The sequence below is a fragment of the Collinsella aerofaciens genome (assembly GCF_039758965.1).
In the GTDB taxonomy this organism is placed as follows: domain Bacteria; phylum Actinomycetota; class Coriobacteriia; order Coriobacteriales; family Coriobacteriaceae; genus Collinsella; species Collinsella aerofaciens_BR.
Window position 1 is genome coordinate 23,137 of the sequence record NZ_JBDMSL010000024.1, and the last position, 15,723, is coordinate 38,859.

General features: G+C 57.3%; 10 protein-coding genes. 2 read left to right on the forward strand and 8 right to left on the reverse strand.

Annotated features, from left to right (window positions below):
- Genes ABHU32_RS08330 through ABHU32_RS08360 form a run of 7 tightly spaced genes read right to left on the reverse strand, consistent with a single transcriptional unit; the run spans window position 1 to window position 10,463 of the window.
- Window positions 1–792: a polyphosphate polymerase domain-containing protein gene (locus tag ABHU32_RS08330; RefSeq protein ID WP_346979616.1), complete on the reverse strand. Its 792-nt coding sequence runs from the start codon at window positions 790–792 to the stop codon at window positions 1–3.
- Window positions 779–2,548 (reverse strand): CotH kinase family protein, encoded by a 1,770-nt coding sequence (locus ABHU32_RS08335; protein WP_346979617.1) that lies wholly within the window; start codon window positions 2,546–2,548, stop codon window positions 779–781. Before ABHU32_RS08335 ends, ABHU32_RS08330 begins: the two co-directional genes overlap by 14 nt.
- On the reverse strand, window positions 2,538–4,082 hold the full coding sequence (pelG, locus tag ABHU32_RS08340) for an exopolysaccharide Pel transporter PelG (RefSeq protein WP_346979618.1): 1,545 nt from the start codon (window positions 4,080–4,082) through the stop codon (window positions 2,538–2,540). The genes ABHU32_RS08335 and pelG overlap by 11 nt, the downstream gene beginning before the upstream one ends.
- A 3-nt stretch (window positions 4,083–4,085) precedes the next feature.
- Window positions 4,086–5,513: a GT4 family glycosyltransferase PelF gene (gene pelF / locus ABHU32_RS08345; RefSeq protein WP_346979619.1), complete on the reverse strand. Its 1,428-nt coding sequence runs from the start codon at window positions 5,511–5,513 to the stop codon at window positions 4,086–4,088.
- Window positions 5,510–7,390: a DUF2194 domain-containing protein gene (locus ABHU32_RS08350; protein ID WP_346979620.1), complete on the reverse strand. Its 1,881-nt coding sequence runs from the start codon at window positions 7,388–7,390 to the stop codon at window positions 5,510–5,512. The genes pelF and ABHU32_RS08350 overlap by 4 nt, the downstream gene beginning before the upstream one ends.
- The gene (locus ABHU32_RS08355) at window positions 7,387–8,292 is read right to left on the reverse strand and encodes a hypothetical protein (protein WP_346979621.1); all 906 of its coding nucleotides are present in this window, start codon (window positions 8,290–8,292) and stop codon (window positions 7,387–7,389) included. Before ABHU32_RS08355 ends, ABHU32_RS08350 begins: the two co-directional genes overlap by 4 nt.
- Window positions 8,289–10,463, reverse strand: coding sequence for a DUF4118 domain-containing protein (locus ABHU32_RS08360; RefSeq protein WP_346979622.1), 2,175 nt, complete (start codon window positions 10,461–10,463; stop codon window positions 8,289–8,291). The genes ABHU32_RS08355 and ABHU32_RS08360 overlap by 4 nt, the downstream gene beginning before the upstream one ends.
- A 606-nt stretch (window positions 10,464–11,069) precedes the next feature.
- Here ABHU32_RS08360 and ABHU32_RS08365 point away from each other — a divergent pair.
- Both ABHU32_RS08365 and ABHU32_RS08370 read left to right on the forward strand, forming a co-directional pair.
- Window positions 11,070–12,452: an RNA/DNA-binding domain-containing protein gene (locus ABHU32_RS08365; protein ID WP_117774272.1), complete on the forward strand. Its 1,383-nt coding sequence runs from the start codon at window positions 11,070–11,072 to the stop codon at window positions 12,450–12,452.
- Window positions 12,453–13,330: 878 nt separating this feature from the next.
- Window positions 13,331–14,668 (forward strand): hypothetical protein, encoded by a 1,338-nt coding sequence (locus ABHU32_RS08370; protein WP_171025300.1) that lies wholly within the window; start codon window positions 13,331–13,333, stop codon window positions 14,666–14,668.
- Between the two features lie 186 nt (window positions 14,669–14,854).
- On the opposite strand, the gene ABHU32_RS08375 is transcribed toward ABHU32_RS08370, so the two are convergent.
- A complete protein-coding gene (locus tag ABHU32_RS08375; RefSeq protein WP_117774270.1) occupies window positions 14,855–15,559 on the reverse strand; it encodes a hypothetical protein in 705 nt (234 codons plus the stop codon).
- Window positions 15,560–15,723: the final 164 nt, after the last annotated feature.

Genomic DNA, 15,723 nt, shown 5'->3' on the forward strand with positions numbered 1-15,723 from the left:
CTAAATATCCCCTCGGTTCCCAAAATCCGATTCCCAGTAGTTAAATCCGCGAAGGTAGGCGGTCTTGTCGTAGCACAGGCAGTACTTGGAGACCGCCGTAAGCTCGGCTGCGCCCGGCGGCACCATATCGCGCACCAGCTGCGGGCAAAACTCCGTAAACTTGACCTCCATCACCAGCTTGCCGGGCTCCAGGACCGGCAGCGCGGGCAGCGTCGCGTCAAAGATATCGAAGCTTCCCACCGCGGCACGCACGTTCATGTCAAACGTAATGCGCACAGTGCCCTCATCCATCACCCACGGCTCGCGCTCGTAGTCCACGATGGTCCTCGGGCGCATCATGTTGCAGATGCACTCGATGTAGAACTCGCGACAGAGCGGATAGGGGCTCCTCAGCAAAAAGTCGTAGTCGCCAGCCAGAATCTGCTCAAACTCGCCGCGCGTAAGTGGCGCATCCTCCTTGTAAATCCAGCTACCGTACTTCTTTTTGCGCTCGAGCTTAATCACCTTGTCGCTGCCGTTATAGATGCGCACGCGATACTTTTTGCGCATGAGAATACCGGCGTCTTTTTCCTCGTAGGCCGAGTTGCAGTAGTCGTCAAAGTACAGGCTGCGAATGGTGTAACCGCCCGAGCGCGCATGCTTGTCCAGCTTAAACACCGGCGCCATGCGACAGGCAAGCGCGGCGTGCTCGCCCTCGTTAATGAGATATTTGAGCTCGTGGCGGTAACGCTCCTGCGTGGTACGCACAGGCGGAGTCGCCAAGCGCTCAAGTAGCGCGCTAGCCCTCCTCATACGTGTCCTCCACGACCTTACCGCCGCCTTGCACGTAAAAACACTTCATGCCGTAGTGCTTGCCGTCGTCGGTCACATAGTAGTCAAACGCGTCTTGCGTATAGCCGTCGGAGTTGGTGGCACGCACGCGCACAAAATACTGGCCGGTATCGGGCGCATCGCAGGTCACCTCGGGAAGCAGCACGTCCTCGGCCTTAAAGACCACATCGCCAATGGCATAGTCGCGCGCAAGCTCTACGGTGTAGCGAATGTCGCGCGCTTCAAAGTCGTAGGACGCATCCCAGTTAATACGCAGCTTACCGTTATCGATCTGCGGCACGCCGATGTAGAACGGCATGGGCTTTTTAAAACTCTCGCGAAAGCTCTTGTAGTTCTCCTCGATCTCGGAGGGAATCGCCGCGGCGATCTGCTCGTATTGGTCCTTGGTCACGGGCAGGTTATCGATATCGGGCGAAGCAAAGACCAGGGATTCAGTCACATCGCGGTAGTGCTTGATCATCTTGGTCAGACGAGTCTCGGTCAAATACGAGCGCAAGTCCTTGACGGCACGGTCGAGTTCGCTGCGGAACGACTTGCTGCGCAACGCGCGGTTAAACAGCACGTTGCCCCAGTAGTTGCTTGCACCGCGCTCCCAGCTCGCATAGTCCGAAAACCCGGTAAGAGAAAGCTCCAGCTTACGCAGCATGCCGTCGTTATCCCAATCTAAAAAGTACCAGGTATTTGAGTTGAGAGGACTGTACAGATAGCAGTTACGGTTCTGCGTATCGCAGTTGCCCGTCAGAATCTGAAACGCCAGCCAATAAACCAGATTCTCAGAATCAAAGTGGGTGTCGAGCACGTCATCGATCTTTTGCGATTCGTCGTTGAGCGCATCGAGCATCTCGATGAGCTTGGTGTGGTCCGAATCGCCCTTAATCTCGAGCATGCCCTCGAATTTAGCCTGGTTGTAGTCGGGATCGTCGGCGAGCTTAATGGTATCCTCGTAGCGATGGAAATCGAAGCTGTTCACCTTATACAGGTGTCCGCTCTTATCCAGGCCATGTGCCTTAAGCGCCGTCTTGTTGAGCTGCTCCACCTGCGTAAACAGGCCGTAGTCCTCAAAGGTGTCGTTGGACTTTTCGGTCTGGTCGCACACCCACAGATGCACAAACTGCGTGCGCAGGCCCATCATCTGGGGAATCCCACGGATAAGGTCGTAGGCCATCTTGTTGCGAAAACGCATACCCTCGCCCATGTGCTTGTTGAGCGCAATCGCGCGCTGTTGGCGCCAGGTACCCTTGCCCTTTTTGAGTTCCACCTTGTAATTCTTTTGTGAGTTATTGCTCGATGTCTGACCGCGCACCTGCACGGTGGCATTGGGCGCTTCATCGCCATAGCCAACCTCACCGGCCACCGGGCCGTCTTCGTCGCCCGGCTGCAGCAGGCCCATAACCTGATAGCGCGTCACGCCCATGTCGGCATAGTCATACACCGAGTACGTGTTGATCTCGGCCCAGCTGTGGTCGGTGTTCTCGGAGCTGTTGCCGCGTGAGACCGTCAAGTACATGGTCACAATACCCGAGTCATCGTAGACCTCGTAGAGCTCGTCCTTGTCGCGCAGGTGCTTGGACTGGTCGGAGGCCTCGGCCTTTTTAATCTTGTCCTGCTTTTTGACCTTTTTAGTCGAGGATTCGTCCTGAGACGAACAGCCCGAAAGCAACAGCGCGCCGGCAGCCGCCTCGATCAGGCAGCGGCGAGACATCAACTTATCGATCATCAGAACCTCCCCAATGTTTTTGATACAGGCGAACCACCATACGTTCAAACGCACTGCGCGGCTCACCGCCCGCGCGCTTGTCCTCGTAGCATTGCTCAACACGGTCGAGCACCCGGCCAAGTTCGGTAAACCAGCCCGTCTTGTCGGTCGCCACAATGGGCTGCTGGCTCAGGATACGATACGGCAAGTTGGCGGTATAGGTATCGAGCCGCAGCAGCGCCACGATAAAAAACACCGCCGCACCCAACAAAAAGCCAAAGCCGTAAAATTGCTGCGGCAAAAGCAACGACACGGCAGTCGCCAGCCCGGCCACACCGGCAAACAGGCCCGAAGCCAGCACGGCCCCCTTATAGTCGGTAAAGTACAGCAAGATGAGCATCACCGTATTACCCACGGCATACAGGCCATAGCCCACGCACAGCGTGCGAAAATACCCGTGCATAAGGTTGTTAAAGCCCAACGGTAGGGCCGACAGCACCGTGGTCTCGAGCGAAATGACCGCCGCGGTCACAAACAGCTGCTTGAGCGCACAAAAGCGCAGCTCGCTGTTAAGCGTGGAGAGCATCTCCTCCTCGGCCACCACAATGTCGCCTACCACGCCGCCGTCATTGAACAGGCTATAGTAGTCGCGGTAGCGCGGATAGAAGTTGACCTCGACCGAGACCACAAAGTTGACGGTCGTGACCAGGATCGTCAAAAACGCGATGAGCGCCGGCACATCGTAGTAGGGCGCACCATAAAACAAGCCCTTGACCCGCACGCCAATGGGACCAGCCCAAATAATCACCAGGTGCGCAAAGAGTCCCAGATTGGTTAACAGACCCGTGAGCGCCAGCGGCATAAACTGATCGAGCCACTGCAAAAAGGGCCAGGGGCTGCGGTCGCTCTGAGGAAAATACCGGTACAGCAGCACCACGTCCCAGGCGAGCATGACGCCGTAGCCCAGAGCAATTGACGCCAACAGGCCCTCGACCGGCGGCAGTCCCAGCGCCAGCGCGGCCAGGGCGCACAGGCACGCCACGCCAATGGCGGCCGCAAAGCTGCAAAGGATGCCGCGGTAATCCTTGATGGCCGTGAGGTAACTCATGCCGTTCCAGTTGACGATCATAATGTTGAACAGCCACAGGCACAGCAGCCCCTGCAGCAGCGTGGCGCCCGAGAACAGCAAAAAGACGCCGTAGAGCACCGTGCCCGCAACGAGCATGATGGCGTTAGAGCCCCAAAACGAAGGCAGTATCTCATCCTCGCGCTCGGCAAACAACATATCAGCCAAAAAGCGCGTGACAGGCATGGAGAAAAAGCTCGTGAGCAAAAGTGAGGCCAGCAGTGTGTAGGTCACCATGCACACCAGCAGATCCTGGTTGGCACGGCCCACACCCCACAGACCGCACAGCACCAAGATACCCACCTGGAGCAGCACGCCCAACAGCATGGGACCCGTGCACACAATGCCGGCGTAGCCGTAAGCGCGCATCGTGGCAAACAGGCCTTTGCGCCTAAACAGGCGCTTGAGCTCAAAACCAATTCCGGCCACCGGCTACTCCCCCTCTCTGGACAGGTTAAACGCACGCGCCGTCTCGTCGTACAGCGCGCGATAGTTGGCGAGCATCTGCTCGTGCAAGAAGTACGTGGCAACGCGACGCTGCCCGCGCTCCCCCATCTCAATGCGACGGGCGCGGCTCACGCACATGCGCTCCATGGCATCGGCCAGGCCCTTGCGATACATGGGCGGCGTCACAAAACCCGCCACGCCAAAGTCGTCGCCCGGGGCGCCTTCGAGCAGCTCACGGCAGCAGCCCACCTCGGTCGTCACGCAGGGACGACGCGCTGCAAGCGACTCCAGCACGCTAAGCGGCTGGCCCTCGGAGATGCTCGTCAAAATGGTAAAGTCGAGCTTTTCCATGTACTCGACCACGTTGACGCGACCGGTAAAGATCAGGTCGCGCACGCCCAGGGTATCGACCAGCGCGTGGCACTCGGCGCCGTACTCTTCGTCGTCCACGCCGCCCATGATGTGCAGGCGCACCTTGGGCAGTCGCTCGTGCAACTCAAAGAAGGCATAGATCATAGTCTTGACGTCCTTGATGGGCGCCAGGCGCACCACCGCGCCAATGTCCACCCAGCCATCATCGGGCTTTAAGAGAATGTCCTTAAAGCGGTCGAACTGAATGCCGTTGGGGATAACCAGGCATTTGTCTGCATCGCAACCCATATCGATCTGCGTCTTGCGAGCGTTATGGAACAAACTGGTCACGCGGAAGGCGCGGCGGTAGATCTCCTCCGAAAGCAGGTAGAAAAAACGAATCCAGCGGTCCTTAAACGACGGCACCACCCAATCGGCGCGAATGATCTCTTCCTCGCGCTCGCGGGTATAGATGCCATGCTCGGTCAGCAGCACCGGCGCATGGGAAACGCTTGAGCCCAGGCAGGCGAGCAGGCCACCGTAGCCGGTCGAGATGGCATGGTACACATCGGCCACCGGTACCTCGCTGCCCAACAGGTAGAGCACGGGCAGCAACATGGAGCGCATGGTGTGGAATGCATCGGCAAAGGGCGTATAGGGATACTCGGCCAGGCACACGTCGCGAAAGATATCCATAAACGTGCGGCTCTGCAAAAACGAGAGCGGATGCACGCGACGGCGGTGGAAGATATCAAATAACACGTCCCAGTCCGGATTGGAGAGCGACACCAGGCGGCGTAGCGCCTCGCGCTCGCGGTCGTTAAAACTGGCTTCATGTTGCTCGCCCGAAAGCCGCAGGGCATCGTCCAGGAACACCTCGTGCACCTCGACCACGTTGCTGGGCAGCTCGTAGACAAATTTACCGCGGTCGGCAGCATGCGCGCCAATCACCCACAGCACAAACTCGTGCTCGGGCATGGCCTGGATATAGCCATGCATCCAGGTAGATACGCCGCCGTGCACATAGGGGTAGCAACCCTCGAGTACCAAGCAGATTCTCATTTGTCGCCACCCTCCTTGCGCTCGATCGTCAGGGTCTTATCATTTGCCTTGAGCAGATACAGATTGCCCGTAAGGTGCGTCAGTTCGCCACCCGTCACCGCACCCGGCTCGCCATTATTGGTACGGAACATGAGCCAAGCCTCGTCGTGGAAATTGCCCAGGCTGAGCGTCCAGGCATCCGCACTGGTATCCAAGCTCACCGTAACCGACGAAAAGCGCTGAATGGCGCCCGAGCAATCCGAGCCGGTCTGGCGGCGCAGGTTGGGCGCAGACTTGGTAAGCCAGTCCAGGTAGTCGGTCAGGCCGCCCTTGTAGACTTCCCAGCCCTCCTTGGCGCCGCGATCGGGATCGAGCAGGTCGTCCGGGTGCATAAAGTGCGTGCTCACGTAGTGCATGTTGAGCTCGGACACGGCTGCCAGGCGCATATAGGAATCGTCGACCATGCCGCCCGAAACAATACGTGGCTGCTCCACAATGCCATCGCTCGCCACGCCAAACTCCTGTACGTACGGCAAGTCGGTGCCGTCCTCAAAGTACGTACTGGCGATGGTCTTAATGCGCGGAACATCGGTACCGATAAGCTTGCGCGCGCGGGCCGAAAGGATATTCGACGGCGGCACGTAAACCGAGCCATGAGCGTTGGACAGGACCTCGTCCTGAAACGCGATAAGTTCGTTGAGCGAAGCGACGAGCGTTTCCTTGTTTTTCCACGTCTTGTAGACGTACAACGTACCATAGTCGGTGTCCCAGAGCGCGAGCGGTTGATGGTTGTAGCCGTGAAAGCCCAGCTCTCCGCCCATCTGCAGCAGCATGCCGCCAAAATAGCGGAACTGCGTGGTATCGGGTTGGCGCGTGGGCTCGGTCTGGTTGACCGCGTCCTCGTAGTTTTCGATCATCACGCCGGTATAGCGAATGCCGTATTTTTGCGCGAGCTTTTGCAGATCGGGCCACCAGACCTTGGTGTAAAAATCCGCAATGGAAAGGCCGTAGTCACGCTTGATATAAGTACCGTCGCCCGAGGGCACGGGGCTAGGAAAGTCGTCCAAATAGAACACGGCGCTGTTGATGACCGGATAGGCAGTGGCATCACCCAGCAAGCTTATGGCCGAAGCATAGAACCCACGCATGACCTTGTCGTAAATGCCAATGTTGCACACCACGGTGTGACCACTGCCGCAATCGTTAGACCAAATGAGCGGCGTGCCCGCGTCACCGGTCCTTGCCCAGACGTGCGCCGTTTCGCGCAATGAAACCGAAAGCGAAGAATCGAAGGGGTCTGAGAACTCGTAGCGCTCTCCTCCGCCCAGCATAAAGTCCTCGCTCGGAACGATACTTTCGGCTGTCGCATAGTCATATCCGGCCGATTCGATCCCAAGCTTAGAAGCAATAGCCTGCAGGCAGTTCGAGTTATCTGGCGTCATGCCCAGCATGAGTGAGCCGCCCGCACTCACCCAACTCATCAGATCGGTCAGATGCGCACCCAGTCCGTCAAGCGAGGGCATAAGCACAATCACGCGATCAAACGACGTGAGCGATGGGATCGCGTCCGCACCGTCGATGGCAATATCAACATCGCGATGGGCGATCTTCATGTCCAGCAAAATCTGGTCGAACTGGTCTTTAACGTCGTCGACGCTATCTTGGTCCGAGTCGGTAATGACCAGGCACGTGGGCTTATAGCCAAAGATTGCCGAGGAGGCCGGCACCGCATCGTTGGCGGCAAGCATCCCCAGCTTATGCTGGCCCGCACTGTACTGCACGCCGGCACGCTCCACCAGCAGCACGGCGGCCATGGCAATAAAGACCGCCCACACCACGAGGAGTCCCATCCAACGAAAGCGCCCTGCACGGTCGCGGATATGTTGCACCACGCTCATCTGGCCTCCTCCCCGTCGCGCCAAAACGCCAACTTTTCGCGGTTGTCGGCGCTCAAATACACATGTTGCTTGTCAATCGCATCGATCACACGGTGGACTTCGTCACCGTCGCGGCGCATCACGGCCAGGCGCAGGCAAAGCATCCAAACCTCCTGCTCCTCGGGCACGTCGAGCACCAGCTGGTCGGTCACGGCCTGCGCCTCGTCGATCTGTCCAACATCGGCCAGCGTCGTCGCGTATCGAATGCGCAGCTCAAGGGCGTCCTCGCGCTCGCAGCGACGCGCAAGCAGGCGCGCGTACTGTTGGCGCTGAATCTGAGCCACGCGCCCCTCGGCCAAGCCCGAGCCCAAGTATTCACCAAGAAAATCGCAGTATTCGTTGAGGTTTTGCGCGCTCGGGTCCGTCTTAAAGGCACGCTCCAGCTGCTGCAGCTTAAGGTCGGACTCCTTGGAGATCTGCGCCACCGCCGTCGCGGCATAGTGCGCCACCTCAACGTCGTCGTTAAGCTTAGCCGTCTGCAGCTGCGCCAGGTACGCGCCGGGCTCCTCGGTGAGCATGGAGAGCATTAGGTGGCGCCGGTATGCCGGGTCGTTGACGATAAGCGCCTCCTCGAGCGGGACCACGCCCGCATCGGCGTCACGGTCGTGCACCAGGATGCTGCGATGCAGGTCGTCGTTAAAGCGCAGCGACTCCAGCGCAGACTCTTTCAGCCCCTCGCCAAACACCGCGCTGCGGAGCGATAGCAGAACCACCAGCAACGGGCCCCACAGCGGCACCAGCACTATCACAGCCAGCATGTGTCCGCGCACCGGCAGCAGGCCCAGCTTCATGAGCGTCCACAGCATCAGGCAAACCAGCGCATGAATCAGCAGCAAGACGGCAGCAACGACAAGCGAGATCAAGCGACACCCCCCTCACCGTCACCGGTATAAGCGATGTGCTGCAGCAGCGCCACAATGTCCTCGCCGTCGACGGGCTCCACCGCAATCTGCTTTGCGCTCAGGCGCTCGCGGATAATGGGCAGATCGCACGCCTTTGCCTGGCGCATAAGCAGGTAGAGCACGTCGCCGTCGACCAAGCCCGCCGCGTCGCTCTCGCGGATTGCCGACCCAATTGCGCCCACCAGCTCGCCGACAGGCTCCATGCCCGGTACCACGCGCAGGAGCAAAAAACTCCCCATCTTGCTATCTGCCAGCGCCTGCTCCGCAGCGAGCTCTTGGCCAAAGGCGGCCTGCTTGAGCACGCAAGTGCCGTCAACGCAGCGTTTATCCTGCGCCACCGCCTCATAGTCAAAGGCACGACCCAGCGCGCTTTCGACCAACCCGCACAAGATGCGGAACAGGTTTTGATAATAGAGGGTCATTTGGTTTTCGGCCGCACTACGCACAAAGATCAACACGGCGGGTGCCCCGTCGCGCTCGATCGTGTATCCAAACATGGGAAGCCCCGGCGTCAGCTCGCGGTTCACCCACAGGTTCGAACGACCCCCGTCGCCCAAAAGAGGTGCAAGCTGCTCAAGCGTGAGCGAGCGTGCGGCATCTTCGGCAATCGCGGGACTTGCTGCCACCAGGCGTGCAAATGCCCCGCCAGAAACATGGTAGATCGCAACCGAATCGTTCTCGAGGATCTCGCCCAGAAGCTCGCAGCACTTGCGATAGATGTCGCGTGGGTTGAGCACGTCGAGCTCCTGCGTCACGGCAAAGATCTTGCCAAAGCTGTCGTGGCGGCCCACGATCTGGCGCCTGTACGCGCGCTTGTCCTCGATCGCGTCGTGGTAGAGCTGCGTAAGAAACGTATTACGGTTGCGCACGAGGTCGTTTTGATCGCGCTCCGCCCTAATAGCTTCGCTGTTGCGCAGCTGCACATAGCCGCACACGGCGCCCACCACAAAGTACGCAATAAACGGCAGCCAGTTGGACGGCTCGTAGAACAGACCCTGGAAGGTATAGCCGTACTGAGTAAAGTAGCTCGCGGCCAAACCCACCGACGCCAGCAGTGCCGCGACCAAGCCAAAGTCCAAGCCATACAGCGTGCCGATCAGTACCACGTACAGCAGGCGGTAGTCGAGCACGTTAAGCTGAGCAGACTGCGAAAACACCAGCTCAAGGCCCTCAAAGAGCACCCAGGCCAGCGCGGTCTCCAGGCATTTGATGGGCAGTGTCCGCCCGCGCATGCGGTCGATGGCGGCACGCAGCGGATGGCGCTTGCCCGCGAGGGTCTGCTCCCAGCGGGCGTGTATGGTCGAAAGATCGCGCAGCACGTCATAGCGCTGGAACCACCCGTAGCGCGTGCGGACGGTATCGCTCGGAGCAATGGAGACGACGGCGTCCCCGTCGTAGGTAATGTCGAGCCCCGGGAACAAGCCCTTGAGCGCCTCGCCCAGGTCTCCCACGGTGTGGGCAAAGCTATCCGGAACCTCGAGTTCCTCGAATGTGGCATCCCAGCTGTCGAAGATGCGACGCACCAGAACGGCCAGCTCCTCGGCGCAGAGGGCACCGAGCGGTGAGTCCGCCCCAGCCCTCATGACAGCAGAGCCTTGCGAGCACGCCTCGAACAGCGGGGTCAAAATCGGGTCTTCCAGCGTGGGCGAGGCGGTGTACAGATACGGCACGCGCAAGATCTTGGCCTGAATGCCGTCGCGGACCGCATAGTAGCGGCACAGGTCGTTGGCCGCACGGGCAATGATGCCCTTGCCGTTTTGCCCCGCAACGTCCACCGCACCGTCCGCTCCCATGGGACCAGTCACAAACAGCAGCTGAATCTGGCGACCCATGCAAGCTCGAAAGACGGAGCGCAGCAGCTCGATGTCGCCAACGGCCTCGGTATGCGGCGTGAGATAGGTAGAGAGGTAGACCACACGGTCGAATTCGTAAGCCTGGTCCAGGTGCTGCAGCAGCTCTTTCCAAGACGCATGGAGCGACGACCCGTCGCGGCGCGCCTCGTTGGCCGCCACGACCTGAACATGGTCACCGGGAAACGCCTTGGCACAAAAGTCGTCATCGACATACGCGGTATTGCCAACAACCAGCACTTCCACCGTGCGCTCCCCCTCCCCAAATTTAGCTTTTGCCATGGTAAACATGCGTATTGTACGCTGTCAATGTAGGCCAAAGGCAACTTTAAAGCTGTTTTAAGAACTTTTTCAGACGGGAAGCGACTCGCGCCTGAGCCAGAGAGCCCTACACGTGCCGCTGCACGGCGGAGAAAGGCGAATCCACTACCCCTCAGGCATAATTCCTGAGCAAAATCAAGCAGAGCACACGGCTTTTTGCGCCACTTTAAGACGTAATCGGGATGTGGCGAGAGGCCAAATTCGGAAGTGCGGGGAAAACCAAAGGAATGCTGACCAGACCCCCGTTTTAGGCTTCCGCGACCTGCGGTTTTGATACAAAAAAACCGCGTTGTGCTCGAAGGTTTTCGATTTTTCCCCGCACTTCTGTAATTACATCTCTGGATCGAGGGCGCAGGCAATGGTGACGACATCCACGATAGCGCCCCCCTATGCCTGATACCAAAATCGTTCCATAGGGACCCGTTTCCCAATGGGACGATTCTTCACAAAGGGCATTAAGGCGCATGAGAACATGGTAGAGGCAAGCAAGCGCGCTTCCACGTTTTCGCCCATGGTGACCACGGTATAATCCAACGAGACAAGCAACGAACGGGAAAGGCAGCGCGGATGAACCTGGGCAGCGAGAGCGAGACCGTCGAGTTCAAGAAGTCCACTGGCGAGCATAAAGAAGCACTGCAAGCCATCAGCGCCATGCTGAACAAGCACGGCCGCGGCGAGCTCTACTTCGGCGTGAAGGACAACGGCGATGTCATCGGCCAGGATGTCAGCGACGCAACGCTGCGCCAGGTGACGTCGTGGGTGTCCGACAAGATCGAGCCCGCGGTGTTCCCGACGGTCGAGTGCCTCGACGCCGATGATGGGCTGCGATACATCAAAATTGCCTTCTCAGGTGCCGACGCCCCCTACTCCGCCGACGGACGCTACTTCACCCGCGTGGGGACTTCGAACAAAGCGCTGTCGGCCTCGGAGCTGAGCGCCATGGTCGTCAAGCGTGAGCGCGCCCGTAGCCCGTGGGACTCGCTGCCGTCCGGCAGGCCCGTCTCCGACGCCGACGAGCAGGCGGTGCGTGACTTCGTCGCGCGCGGCGGCAGGGCCGGACGCGTGGGCGGCGGGTTCGCCGGCGTGGAGGACACCTTGGCAAGGCTCGACCTCGTCGCGCCCGACGGCAGCCTAAGAAACGCCGCGGTGGAGCTGTTCTGCGAGGGATCCGACACCTACCCCAGGATGAAGCTGGGGCTTCTGGGCGGCAACACCAAGGCCAAGATCCTCGACCTGCGCCGCGAGTGCGGCACCATGCTCAAGCTGCTCGACTTCGCCGAGTACTTCGTGACGTCGAACATCAGGCGCGAGTTCGTCATCGGCGAGACGGGCATGTACCGCAAGGAGATCCCCGAGATCCCGGCCGAGGCCATCCGCGAGGCGGTTGCCAACGCGCTGTGCCACCGCGACTACACCACCGGCACCGCCGTCGAGGTCAACGTGTTCATGGACACCGTCCAGATCGTGAGCCCGGGCCTGTTCCCCGAGGGCGACTCGCCGCAAGAGCACCTAGACGGTACCGCGAGCGAGTTCGGCCTCCGAAACCCCGCGATCGCGCGCACCCTGTTCCGCGCCGGCGTCATCGAGCAGTACGGCACGGGCATACCGCGCATCAAGGAGGCCTGCGAGGCAGCCGGCGTGAGGTTCCGCTTCGAGCAGACCGTCAACAGCACCGTCGTCGTCTTCGAGCGTCCTGGGTTACAGAAAGCGGCCTTCAGGAGAACCGCGGCCGACAACCGACCGCTCCTCAGCGAGCGCGAACGAGCAGCGATGGCAATTGCCGCCGCTCAGGGGAAAATCACGACCTCCGACCTCGCGCGGGAGTCCAATGTCGGTAGGAAAACGGCCTCGAAGACTCTGAAAGACCTTGCCGGGCGAGGCCTGTTGGAATGGGTAGGGAAAAGCCCGAAAGACCCGCACCAGTTCTACAGGATGCCAAGCGAAGTTTGAGGCTGCAGGTCCTAGCCGGGAAACAGGCCCATTGCGTTTGCTGCCCTCCCCCTGCTGGGCACTACTGAGTAATCTACTGGGCACTGCTGAGTAATCTACTGAGTAGTGCCCAAGCGCGAGTTGGCAAGTCCGCCGAAGCCCAGAGAAACGGCTCCGAAGAATATACTGACCGCTACTGACCGCTACTGATCGCGGCATTCGGCAGGCCCGCCGAATGCCGCGGTCTCCCGAGACTAGCAGAGCCGCCCTTATTGTTAGCGCTGCCGAAGCAAGCCCTACTTCAGCAGCAACTTGAATTTTCGTGCGATGAGCCTCCCCGGAGCCAAGAGCCTTTTGCCCTAATCACAACACCGCAATTCAAGCACCGCAGAAAACTCCATTAGCGATGAACCAGCCACTTGAAGACGTGATCAAGGTGCGGCAAGGGGTCAAATTCGGAAGTGCGGGGAAAATCGAAGAAATGCTAACCAGGCCCCAGTTTTCGCTTCCGCGAACTGCGGTTTTGGTGCTAAAAATCGCGTTGTGCTCGAAGGTTCTCGATTTTCCCCGCACTTCCGTAATTACATCCTTGGATCGAGAGTGCAGGCAACAATGACGTCATCCGCGATAGCACCCAACAGTCACGGACGTACAAAAGGCCGTTGCCGGAAGCCTCCATACAACGACTCTTCTTTGCGCGCGCCACGCTCGCAATGCTCCATTAAATGTAACTAATTGATTTGCTATATACCATTCATAATGGCACATAGCAAATCAATTAGTTACATGTGGAGGCAGAACATGAGGGAGTACGTCGAGAAGCAGCTGCACACTAGAGTCGATTGCGAGCCCAACGACGCCTCGGAAATAACGACGCAAAACTCTTTCCGAAAGTGTAGGTGAGCGAAATGGCGACTCATGCATACGATGACCTTTATTCTTATCTAGCCGCATTCAAGAACAGCTCTCTTGCCGAAATAATTGCGTACCTAGAAGAACTGGGGCAAAGGAGGTTCGACGCCTTTATTAGGGGCCTTGCACCCCTTATCCCAATCGAAAAAATCGAAAATCAATCCCTGTTCAATTTTTCTGTTGACTCCACCCTTGAAGGAGGCAAATTCCCCTGCACTGACTATGCCTGTCGAGAGCAAAACATTTACCATTTGGCAAAGTTCTCAGCATTGTATGCAGATAAAACACTGATTCATTGCCCTATAGAATCGGCATTCGAAATGGGGCACGATGATTATGTCTCAGTCGATGAACTTGCATTCGGGATCTATTTGACCATGCGAGTCGAAGACATAGTCAAAGCTGGAATACTCGGATTTTCGAGCAATTACATTCCTCTTTGCAAAGATTGCCTAGCGCGACAAATCGAAAGAGAATCAAAAGCAAAAGGATTGATATCGAGTTATTGGGATGAACTCGTACGACAATTCTGTTCCTCTACCTCGTGCACTTTAAAACAAGCACCAGATGGGAATCTGTATGTAGCGATTGAGGGAATGGATGCATATGGGTCCCATGATGAGATGGATGTCGATTTCCTGGTAATCCCGTCTGAATACGAATCGCTCTATGCAAGCCAAGGCGAAACGCGATTGGATAGAGACATGCTGGAGAAAGGCGGCATCTTGACTATCCTACTGCCATTGTTGGACGATTGCTTTCAAGCCCTCGTCAATCCCTATTTTTCGAATAGCTCGTATTTAACCACTCGTCCAGCTCAGATTGAGTTCCTCGAGTCCGCAACTTCCACCCTTTATCCTCGAAAAGATCAGACCATACCCATTCGCCGGTTATCTTGCCCCCTCCCCATTGCTGAAAATGCAACGTTGCGTAGCATCCTTGATTGCCGCATTAGAAACGAAGAGTCGTTTCTTGTGTTTAGGGATACCTTGTCCAAAGGCCTGAGCGAAAGGCCCATCGACACCTCGACATTAGCTGACCTGAAGAACGACCTAATTGAGCCCGAGCTTCACAAGATATCTTTAGTGATGAAAAACGAGCGATCCCGATTAGTCACCTCCGCAGGCATTGAAGCCGCTATCGGAATTGCGAGCTTTACATTGGGGCAATACGGAATCGCATCACCTTCTGATGCCATGGCCTTCCTCGGGGCTGCCGGCATAGGGGCCGTTGCATCTCAATCCGCAGATTTCTTGCGAGAAGCCAAGGCAAAAGAGAACCCCATGTATTTCCTCTGGAAGCTCAATAGAAACAACCGTCTGTAACCTAAGGGGCAGAACACCGCAGTCGCCGAGCATATCTCGATCATTAAATAAAGGCAGCACTAGAAAGGATGCGAATCGTGAAGAACCGATTCCCTTTACGAATGCCTAATGCAGTAAAAATCACTGGTAGATCCGAGCAGTTTAACCAAGACGACAAGAGCGCGCTCAGATTGCTGTCTGCAGTAGCTAGCCAAGTATAGATACCATCCTGTTTCCAAATTCGGTCCTACGATAAACCCTTTCTTCTTTCTCAATTTCGTCGGGATCGTCGAAGATGAGCGTCGTATCTACTACGTCCCACTGCTGCCGATGGATATCCTCAATCAGCAATCCCAGTCCGGTTAATCGAAGAAGAACTTCTGCATCTCTGCCTCTGAGCGTCTGAAAAGTTTCCTTTTCTCGAAGCATTTCGTAGTCTCCAGGTAGAAATCTGTCCAAAGTCTCTGCAAACAAACGAAGATCGTCCCAGCTAATTTCTTTATCTAGGTAGGCCTCATAAATCTTTGCTAGTCGCCGCGCTTTGTCCTCCTCAATGTATCTTTCGAGCAGGATAAGCAGGTACTCAATATCGCGCTTCCTATTTGACTCTTCAAAGTATTGCTTGTACTTGTTCCATGAGCCATTTTCAAAAGAGTCGCGGTTGAACTCATCGAGGAAACACGCATACTTCTTCAGCAGATGCGCATTGTGGATATTGTTTCCGATTTTGTAGATGCTCACTAGGCTTGAGATGACGGGGATGTCCTTCAAGAACTCGTTTTGGAGAATTTCGTCCAGGCCAACCTCTGCGATATTCGAAATAAGTTCGAGAGAGTCGCTGCAAATAGTCGGCCTTGCGTCGTCTTGCAAGCGCGATAGACCGGCCTTAGTTGATTCCTCTGCGTTTGCCATAAGATTACCTTTCATAATAATTTGCCAGTTTTGGCATGCGTTTGCAGCGCCGCTTTTCTGAAAGTGGCTCCGATTTAAATGCCATTGTTAGCGTCGGATTATTTTAGCCAAATATAGTCGGCCGAGATTGACCAATCCCGGCCGACCCATTTTAGCCAACACGC